This is a genomic window from Pseudomonadota bacterium (assembly GCA_011049115.1).
In the GTDB taxonomy this organism is placed as follows: domain Bacteria; phylum Desulfobacterota; class Anaeroferrophillalia; order Anaeroferrophillales; family Tharpellaceae; genus DSCM01.
In genome coordinates this window covers 1-8647 of sequence record DSCM01000097.1, presented here as the reverse complement: position 1 = coordinate 8647, position 8647 = coordinate 1, and the positions used below count along the sequence as shown (strand labels likewise).

General features: G+C 57.1%; 10 protein-coding genes and 1 pseudogene. All 11 read left to right on the top strand.

The window, feature by feature from the left end; genetic code table 11:
* Positions 1–27 precede the first annotated feature (27 nt).
* Positions 28–693, top strand: a complete 666-nt coding sequence (locus ENN66_08680) for a hypothetical protein (GenBank protein HDS16659.1) — start codon at positions 28–30, stop codon at positions 691–693.
* Complete coding sequence (locus ENN66_08675; GenBank protein HDS16658.1) at positions 690–2612, top strand: TonB-dependent receptor; 1923 nt, start codon at positions 690–692, stop codon at positions 2610–2612. Before ENN66_08680 ends, ENN66_08675 begins: the two co-directional genes overlap by 4 nt.
* Before the next feature lie 98 nt (positions 2613–2710).
* Entirely contained in the window at positions 2711–3040 is a 330-nt protein-coding gene (locus ENN66_08670; GenBank protein ID HDS16657.1) for a hypothetical protein, read from the top strand.
* A gap of 18 nt (positions 3041–3058) precedes the next feature.
* Positions 3059–3454, top strand: a pseudogene (locus ENN66_08665) (amino acid permease).
* Positions 3455–3470: 16 nt separating this feature from the next.
* Positions 3471–3704, top strand: a complete 234-nt coding sequence (locus ENN66_08660; GenBank protein ID HDS16656.1) for a hypothetical protein — start codon at positions 3471–3473, stop codon at positions 3702–3704.
* Between the two features lie 19 nt (positions 3705–3723).
* The gene (locus ENN66_08655) at positions 3724–4410 is read left to right on the top strand and encodes a hypothetical protein (GenBank protein HDS16655.1); all 687 of its coding nucleotides are present in this window, start codon (positions 3724–3726) and stop codon (positions 4408–4410) included.
* 462 nt (positions 4411–4872) lie between these two features.
* Complete coding sequence (locus ENN66_08650) at positions 4873–5754, top strand: DUF3450 domain-containing protein (protein ID HDS16654.1); 882 nt, start codon at positions 4873–4875, stop codon at positions 5752–5754.
* Positions 5751–7172: a DUF3450 family protein gene (locus tag ENN66_08645; protein ID HDS16653.1), complete on the top strand. Its 1422-nt coding sequence runs from the start codon at positions 5751–5753 to the stop codon at positions 7170–7172. Before ENN66_08650 ends, ENN66_08645 begins: the two co-directional genes overlap by 4 nt.
* Positions 7173–7248: 76 nt before the next feature.
* A complete protein-coding gene (locus tag ENN66_08640) occupies positions 7249–7788 on the top strand; it encodes a MotA/TolQ/ExbB proton channel family protein (protein HDS16652.1) in 540 nt (179 codons plus the stop codon).
* A gap of 3 nt (positions 7789–7791) precedes the next feature.
* A complete protein-coding gene (locus ENN66_08635; protein ID HDS16651.1) occupies positions 7792–8214 on the top strand; it encodes a biopolymer transporter ExbD in 423 nt (140 codons plus the stop codon).
* Positions 8214–8647, top strand: a 434-nt coding sequence (locus ENN66_08630; GenBank protein HDS16650.1) for a hypothetical protein, incomplete at its 3' end; no start/stop codon positions are given. The genes ENN66_08635 and ENN66_08630, both read left to right, overlap by 1 nt.

Below are 8647 nucleotides of genomic sequence, written 5' to 3'. Positions count from 1 at the left end.
CCTGGGCTGCTGTGGGCCGGCGACTGTTTGGAGTGCCATCAGAAAAACGGGGTGACGATTGTCGTACCCGAGATTCCGCCGCTGCGGATCATGGCCGGAACAACGGTGTATGAATTTACCCTGGAACAGGCCTTTGCCTTTCATGGCCATGAATGTCCGGGGCTGACCACGGCCTTTCTCGCGCTTGGGCATGGTCTGAAACGGCTGTTCGGGGAAGAGATTCCCCGCCGGGACGACATCCTGATCATCTCCCGGAGCCCGGCGGGCGGAATCAAGGATCTGATTGATCTTCTGATGAAGGGCGACAACCCGGCGCTGAAGACCTGGGCTCCGGACGGTATGCTCAACGATCAGAGCCGGTTTCATTTCACGCTTATGCGCAAATCGACCTCGGAGTTGCTGGACATCAGGCTGAACCCCGGTCTGTTGCCGGAAGATTTCACCCGTCTCAAACAGAAGCAGAAAAAACAACAGAGCAGTCGCGAGGAAGACGAGCGCCTGCACGGCTATATCAAAAGCATGATCCTTGATTTTCCCCGGAAATCCGACAGCGAACTTTTCGGAAACCCGCAACCCCGCAAGGTCATGTTGTGGGGTGACGTGGACAAGGGTGAGATGGATCGCCGCATTCGCAAACTGAGACTGGAAAACAAGGCACAGATGCGCCGAGAGTCGGAAGGAGAGAAAAGATGATCGGAATGAAGGCAACTCAGGCCACGCAATCGTGGTTTCTTGCGTGGGGCATCACCATGCTTTGGCTGCTGCTGTCCGGGGTCGCGGTGGCCGCGAACGAAAACAGCTGGTCGCAGGGCCGTGATCAAAACGCTGAGCAAATTGTGGTTACCGCCACTAAAACTGAGAAAAACCTGGAAGCGACGCCCGGTTCCATTGAAGTGGTGACCGCGGAAGAGATCGAGGAGATGAACGCTCTCACGGTGGCTGAAGCCCTGGAAAACGCCTTGGGACTGGTGGTTTCGTCCGAAACCGGGCGGGTCAAGAGTCCCAGCATTCGCGGCGCCAAGAGCAAGCATACCCTGGTTCTGATTGACGGCAGAAGGATCGTAGCCGGTTTTGGCGATCTGGTCAATATCAATCAGATTCCGGTGGTTATGGTGGATCGGATCGAGGTTGTGCGTGGGCCGGCGTCCTCCCTGTACGGCAGCGACGCTCTGGGCGGAGTCGTCAATATTATTACCCGAAAACCCACGGCGACGCTGCGGGGCGAATTAACCGGGCAATACGGAATTAACAAAGACAGCGAAGGGGATGCTTTCCTGGGCAGCGCCTGGGGAAACGCCTTTCTCGGGCCGGTTAATTTCAACGGCGGCGTGCAATATCGCGGCAAGGACAAGTGGAACCGGATTGACGGGGATGAGCTCGATGACGGCGACGACATTGAGATTGCTTCCGGCTCGGCCCGTTTCAGCTTTAAATTGTGGGACAACCAGATGCTGACCGGCGGCTTGGATTACAGCAATGGCAGCATGGAAGGGTTGCGCTTCATTGAAGGCAAATCCCGGAATCGTGAGGTTGACGATGAACATTTAAGCGGTTTTCTGCAGTACGACGCCCGTGTCATGGATAAATACCAATTCACGCTGCTGGTGAACCGGTCGCAGTTTACCAACGAGGTCACCCTGGATCCCGCCGCCAGCAGCACCGAGGAAGGAGCCAAGGATTACGTGCTCAATCAGGTTGAAGGCCGGTTTTCGGGGCTTCTTTTTGAACGCCATTTGGCCACGGTCGGGGTGGAGTTTCGCGATGAGACCCGAGAAGACAACAGCGGCAGAAAATTGGATGCGGACAATCTTAGTTGCTTCATCCAGGATGAGTATCAGATCACGGACTCGTTGTACCTGGTCCTGGGTGCCCGTTACGACGAGCATTCCGAGTTTGGTTCGGAGTTGACGCCGAAAATCTCGCTGGTCTGCGATATTAATTCACACCTGAAATGGAAGGCCTCTTACGGTCAGGGTTTTCGGGCTCCCAGCATCTCCGAATTGTTTATCACCTCATGGCGGCAGAGAGGCAAAATAATCTATGAAGCCAATCCGGATCTCGATCCGGAAACCTCGAAAAGTTATGAGGTCGGACTGGAAGGTTACTATGGCTGTTTTCGGGGCGGAGTGACCGCTTTTCGCAACGATTATGACGATCTGATCGAAGCCCGATTTGTTGAGTCGATCGGCAGCGGTCAGCAAAAGAAGGATTATTACATTCTGGAAAATGTTGCCAGCGCCCGGACGCAGGGGGTTGAACTGCGCGGCAACCTGTCTTTGCCCCTGGGCTTCTCCCTGGACGGCGGCGCGACCTGGCTGGACACGGAAAACCGGGAAACCGGCAAGGAACTTGAAGGCCAACCGAATTTCAAGGGTGATCTCAAGCTCAGCTATCAGAACGAGGTTTTGCGCCTGCACGCCAATCTCAGAACCAGCTATTACGGCAAGGCTTACAGCTCGGCCGGCGACGAACCCGACTACGCCCTGGTGCATGCCTATGTTGCCAAGGGAATTACTGATCAGTTGAAGCTTTTTGTCGGCATCGACAATCTTTTCAATGACGACGAAAGGGAGCCGACCTTTTTCTACGGCGGGGTCAATGTGACGTTCTGATGTGAAAGCGGGTTTTGTGAGCCCAAGGCCCCTTCGCGCTTGCTTGACCTCGGAGCGGCTTGTTTTTTCAAACCGAAAATGAACTGTGAGGTAATGATATGGGTAAACGCATAAACGTAGTGATGATGATTGTCTTGACCATGCTTTTTGGTAGGTTCGGGATGGGCTGGGCGCATTCGCCCATTTTTACCTGTTTTACCAACGGCGACGGCAGTCTCACCTGTGAGGGGGCTTTCTCTGATGGTTCGGATGCGGCCGGGGCGACCATCGAGGTTCGGGACGGGCTGGGAAAACTGCTCAGTCGCGGCCGACTTGATTTCACCGGGACCATCGAGCTGGAAAAACCGGCCGCGGACAGCTTTGAAATCATCTTCGACGGTGGGCCTGGGCATCAGCTGAAAATCAAATCGTGTGACATTCCGCGCTGAGTCGAAGAGGAAACAATTATGAATGATGCGACAATTTCTGCCGGTCTGAAACGGGATCTCGGTTTACTCTCCGCCACCGTGCTGGTCATCGCCAATATGGTGGGCAGTAGTGTTTTTACCACCTCGGGTTTTATTATCGCCGAAATCGGTGAACCGAAAACCCTGCTCTGGTGCTGGTTGCTCGGCGGAATTTTCGCCCTGGCCTGAGCCGTGTGCTACGGGGAGCTTGGGGGCGATGCTGCCCCGGGCCGGTGGAGAATACGCCTATCTCTATCACAGGCCTTTGGGCCGCTTCCGGCTTTTATTTCCGGCTGGATCTCGCTGATCGTCGGTTTTTCCGCGCCGATCGCGGCCGCCGCCATCGCTTTCGCCGGCTATTTGCTCGGATCATCGACCGCGCCCTGGCTGCAACTCGGCGGCGTAAGGGGCGATGGTGGTGGTTTTGCTGGGCGTTCTGTTGCTTCTGCCGGGGCTGAGCAGATCATGGGCGGCCGAGGATGAACCGAAAGAAGACGGCATTATCAAGGTCACGGCTAACAAGATCGAGGAGGATGTGACCGACGTGCCCCAGAGCATCACGGTTATCGATGAAATCACTCTGGAGGAGAAAGGAATCAAGGACATTCCCGATGTCATTCGGGAGATTCCTAACATGAGGCGATAGTTCCAATCGCGGTAATGCGATTAATTCCCGGGGGCTGAACACCTCCATATTCACCAGCAATAATCCGGTGGTGATCTATATCGACGGCGTGCCTTACAGTCACGCTTTCGGCTTTGACGCTTCGCTGGTTAATGTGGAGCGGATCGAGGTCTTGCGTGGCTCCCAGGGCACCCTGTACGGCAAGGATGCCATCGGCGCGGTCATCAACATCGTGACCCAGGATCCGGGCGATACCTGGCAGGGAGCCTTCAATATCGACTACGGCAGTTTCAACACCTTATCGGGGTCCTTGAATCTCAGCGGACCGATAGTGAAGGACAGGCTGTTTCTCGGAGTGAATGGTTTCTATCAGCAAAGCGACGGCTGGATAGAAAACGATTATCCGGGCGGGGATGAGGATGCCGACCGGGAGACGGACTCCAAGATCGGGGTTTATCTGCTCTGCAAGCCGACGGACAGATTTGAGGCCCGACTGACGGTTGCAAACGATTATAGCAAAGACCACTGGGATCATGGTTACGGTCTGCCCGGCGGGTCGCGGGTCACTGACTTCGAGCGGGATGATGCCGAGCATGTCCGCTACGATGAGGATACGTTTCAGGACGTTGAGAGCAGCACTCAGAGCCTCGTCATGAGTTATGCCTTTGGCCGGGCCACGCTGACCTCGACGACGACACCGGGTTCTCGACACCCGGGGGGACTATGATGCCGATTTCGGCGAAAATCCCGTTTTCGACGGACTCATTCAGTTCAACGATAGTAAAACCGACACCTGGACCCAGAAACTGCGGCTGTCGAGCAATCGGACCGAGGGTCTGCGCTGGGTTTTTGGCTTGTATTTCGATATCGAGGAGCATGAACAGGGTCCCTATGGCATGCAGTTTCCCAATTTCGATCCCGTTACTTATGCCTATCTCGGCAATTTTAGAGTATCACAACTAAAAGTGCTCTGATCAGAACATTTTCTGGTTTTTGTTGTAGTAAAAGGTTGAAAAAAACAAGAAAATAATCTGTAAGGCACGGGTAATAGTTTTTTTTGTTGACTAATTAGTTAGCTTGGTCTAAGTAATTGCGTGTCGTTAAACTTGTAGCCGCGGATGTGGTCGTCAACAGCCAAGCTCGTACTGCCGGCGATCTTGGCTGTTGACGTTATCGGTGAGCTTGCGGGCTGTTTGTTCGCGGAATAGAAAAATGCTCTGAGAAGGGTATTTGTTTGCGGGCGTTGCCAGACGGCAGCAGGGTTGCGGGACTAAGGGCCGGATTGGGCCGTGAGTGGATTCAGGAGGTGAAATTGATTTTCCGGATATGGGGATGCTTGTTGCTGCTGGGCTGGTTGGCGCTGGCGGGAGCGGCCGGCGCCGAGCCGTCTTTGGTCGGCATGGCCGGTGAAACCTTGAACAACCAGCAAGCGGCGCAAAAGGAAGCCGAAGAGTGGAGTCGGGAGGAAAGAGAGCTTGGCAAGGAGATTGCAGGTCTTGAGCGCCGGCAGGCGGAGTTGCGGCGGCGGTCCGAGAGTCTGGAACTGGCGCTGAAGACGGAGGAGCAACGGCTTGTCGCCGGTCAGCGCCGTCTTGTGGAGAGTCAGAAATTGCGTGATGGTTTGTTGGACTGGCTGCGGCCGGTCTGCCAGCGTCTGGCTGAAAGAAAGGCTCAGGGCACGCCCTTTTTGTCCGGGGAAAGACGGAAACGGTTCGACGATCTTGATGTCGTGCTGAGTGACTCTTATACGCCGCCGCATGAACAGTTTCGCCGGGTTTTCGAAGCCTTGCTGGTGGAGACCGAATATGGTTTTAGTAACGAGGTCTATCGCGAGGAGATTGTTCTGGATGGGCGGCAGCGGCAAGTGGATCTTCTGCGTATCGGCCGACTGGCTCTGTTTTTCCGGACCCTGGATCAAAAGTCGGCGGGTGTCTATGATCCGGGGTTGGGTGGTTTCCGCTTGCTGCCGGTCGAGAATGTCGCCGATATTTCACGGGCCATGGCCATTGTCCGTCGGGAAACGGCGGCCGAGTTGGTGAGTCTGCCGATTGGAAGGATTGTCAAACCATGAACAGAAAACTGATCGCTTATTCCTTGATTATTTTACTGAGTTGCCTGCCGGCGGCGCCGGCGGCCCGCGCCGCCGATCTGCGGTCCGTCTACCGTCAGGTGGCGGAAAGGAAAGCGGAGAGCGCCCGGCAAAAGGCGGAGCAGAGTCAGCGTATTCGTTTACGCAAAGAGGATTTAAAACAAACGCAGGCCCGGTTGCGGACCGAGGTCGCCCAACTGGAAAGGCGGATCACCGAACAACAGCAGTGCCTGTCCGCCAAACAGCGCGAGGTCGAGCGGTTGCAAGCGGAACAGATCGCCGACGATGAGCTGATGACCAACCTGACCGCGTCGGTGAGAATCAGCGCCAAACAGTTGCAGGAGATTCTGATCGCCTCGCCCTTTACGGCTCTGGAACCGGACCGACCGGAGCGCCTCAACCGGATTCTGGACGCCAATCATTTCCCCGGTCTTGACGACCTGGAGGTGATGGTCGAACTTTTTGAAACCGAAATGGAGTATGGTGCTCAGGTTAACCTCGCCGAGGCTGACTTTTTTGCCGGGGACGGCAGCGCCGAGCGGGGCCGGGTCCTGCTGGCCGGACCCTTTGTCATCGTCCGGCTGGCCGCCGAGATTCCCCGGCTGCTGGACTATAATCCCGCCAAGCGCAGTTTGAGCCTGCTTGATCTCGACCTGCCCCGGGGGCAACAGCGGATTCTGCGGAAATATCTGAACGGCGAAGAGGAAAGGCTTCCCCTGGATCTGGCCAACGGGGCCGCCCTGCAACAATTGGCCCGACAAAAAGGGGTGATTGAACGGGTGCAGGAGGGCGGCGTTCTGGTCTGGCCGATTCTGTTGCTGGCCGTGGCCGCTATTTTTATCAGTCTGGAACGGGTCGTTTTTCTCAAACGGGTTCATGATAACACCGACCGGACCATGAACGAGGTGAACCGCCGGGCCGCGAGCGGCGATTGGGACGGTTGCCGCCGCCTGATCGAAGGTCGGAAGACCCCGGTCTATAATGTGGTCCGGGCTGGTCTTACGGCTCGTCACGAGGGCCGGGAGGTTCTTGAAAGCGTTTTGCAGGAGGCGATTCTTAAAGAACTGCCGCGTCTGGAAAGGGCCCTGCCGCTGCTCAATGTCATGGGGGCCGTGGCGCCGCTGCTCGGACTGCTGGGCACGGTGACCGGCATGATCGGCACCTTTGAGGTCATCAATATTCACGGCACCGGCGACCCGCGTCTGATGTCCGGTGGCATTTCGGTGGCCCTAGTCACCACCATGCTGGGTTTGATCGTCGCGATTCCCATCATGTTGGTGCATACCTTCCTGGACCGGCGGGTAGAGCATATCGTCGGCGACATGGAGGAAAAATCGGTGACTCTGATCAATATCATTTATCGTTGCGCCGGGGAGCGGTGTCGTGATTGCCCTGTTTGAACGATTGGTCTGTCTGTGTGGTCAGGACGGTCCCTGGGGCGAGTTGACGGCCTATTTTCAGGGCGGGGGCGCGGTTATGTATCCGTTGCTGCTGGTTTCCCTGCTCATGTGGACCCTGATCGCGGAACGGATCTACACCTTTTTCCGGCTGGAGTTTCGAGATCTGGATCTGGCCGAATTGGTCCGGCGTCAGCGCCAGGGTGAACCGACGGCAGCGGGGCTGGGGCTGCGCCGGCGGATTATTTATTTCCTGCAGGCCAACCTGAGCTCCGACCGTAATCTCAACCGCCGCCTGCTGGACGAATGCCGGTTTAAGTTGCAGGTGGGTATCGACCGGCATATCGCCGGCATCGGCGTTCTGGCCGCGGTCTCGCCGCTGCTTGGGCTTCTGGGCACGGTGACCGGCATGATCACCACTTTTGACGTCATCGCATTGTTCGGTACCGGCAACGCCCGGGCTCTGGCCGGCGGGATCTCCGAAGCCCTGATCACCACCCAAAGCGGCCTTCTGGTCGCCATCCCCGGCATCTTCGCGGCGGCCCTGCTGGCGCTTAAAGCTAGACGGCTGCGACAGCGTCTGCAGGAATCCATTATCACCTTAAAACGGTTGGTTTAGATTATGATCAATGTCCGACAAAGTTTCAGACGCAGCCGCGGCCCCGCCGAAATCAATATTTCGCCGCTGATTGATCTGGTTTTTCTGTTGCTGATCTTTTTTATGGTGACCACCAGTTTCGTGCGCGAAACCGGGGTCGAGGTCGAGCGCCCGACGGCGACCACCGCCGGCGCCGGACACAACAGTAATATCCTGGTGGCGGTAACCAGCTCCGGCGAGGTTTTTTTTGACGGCCGGCGGGTCGATATCCGCACCGTGCGCAGCCATATCGCCCGGGCGATCGCCGAAAATCCGGGCGGCGAGGTGATTGTGGTCGGCGACCGGGAAAGCCATACCGGCGTCATCGTTCAGGTCATGGATCAATGCCGTCTGGCCGGAGCCGTAAGGGTCAGTCTGGCCGCCACCGAGGCTTCCGGGGGGCATTGATGGACAAGGTTTCGTGGCGAATTTACGCGGCAGCCCTGCTGCTGGCGCTGGCGGTCAATGGTTGTCTTTTTTCTTTGATTCCGCATCTCGTCCAGCAGCGGGAAGAGCGCGGGGAGCGGATCCGCCGGCAGCGGGTATATCTGTTTCGGGAGCCGCCGCCGGAACCGCTGCTCGCGGAGCAAAAACCCCAACCCGAGGAAGTCAAACCCGAGCCCCTGCCGACGTCGCAGCCGCAAAGCCAGGCGCTGCCGCGACTGGTGCAGGCCCCGGAACTGGTTTTGGCGCCGCCGGAACCGGCCCTGCAGCTGACTACGGCTTATGGCGTGGCCCCGTTGACGCCCTTGGCCGGCAGCTATCGGCTGGAGGATCTCGATCAGGTCCCGGTGTTGAGTTATCAGGCCCCGCCGCTCTATCCCTATCGGGCCAAGCGGCT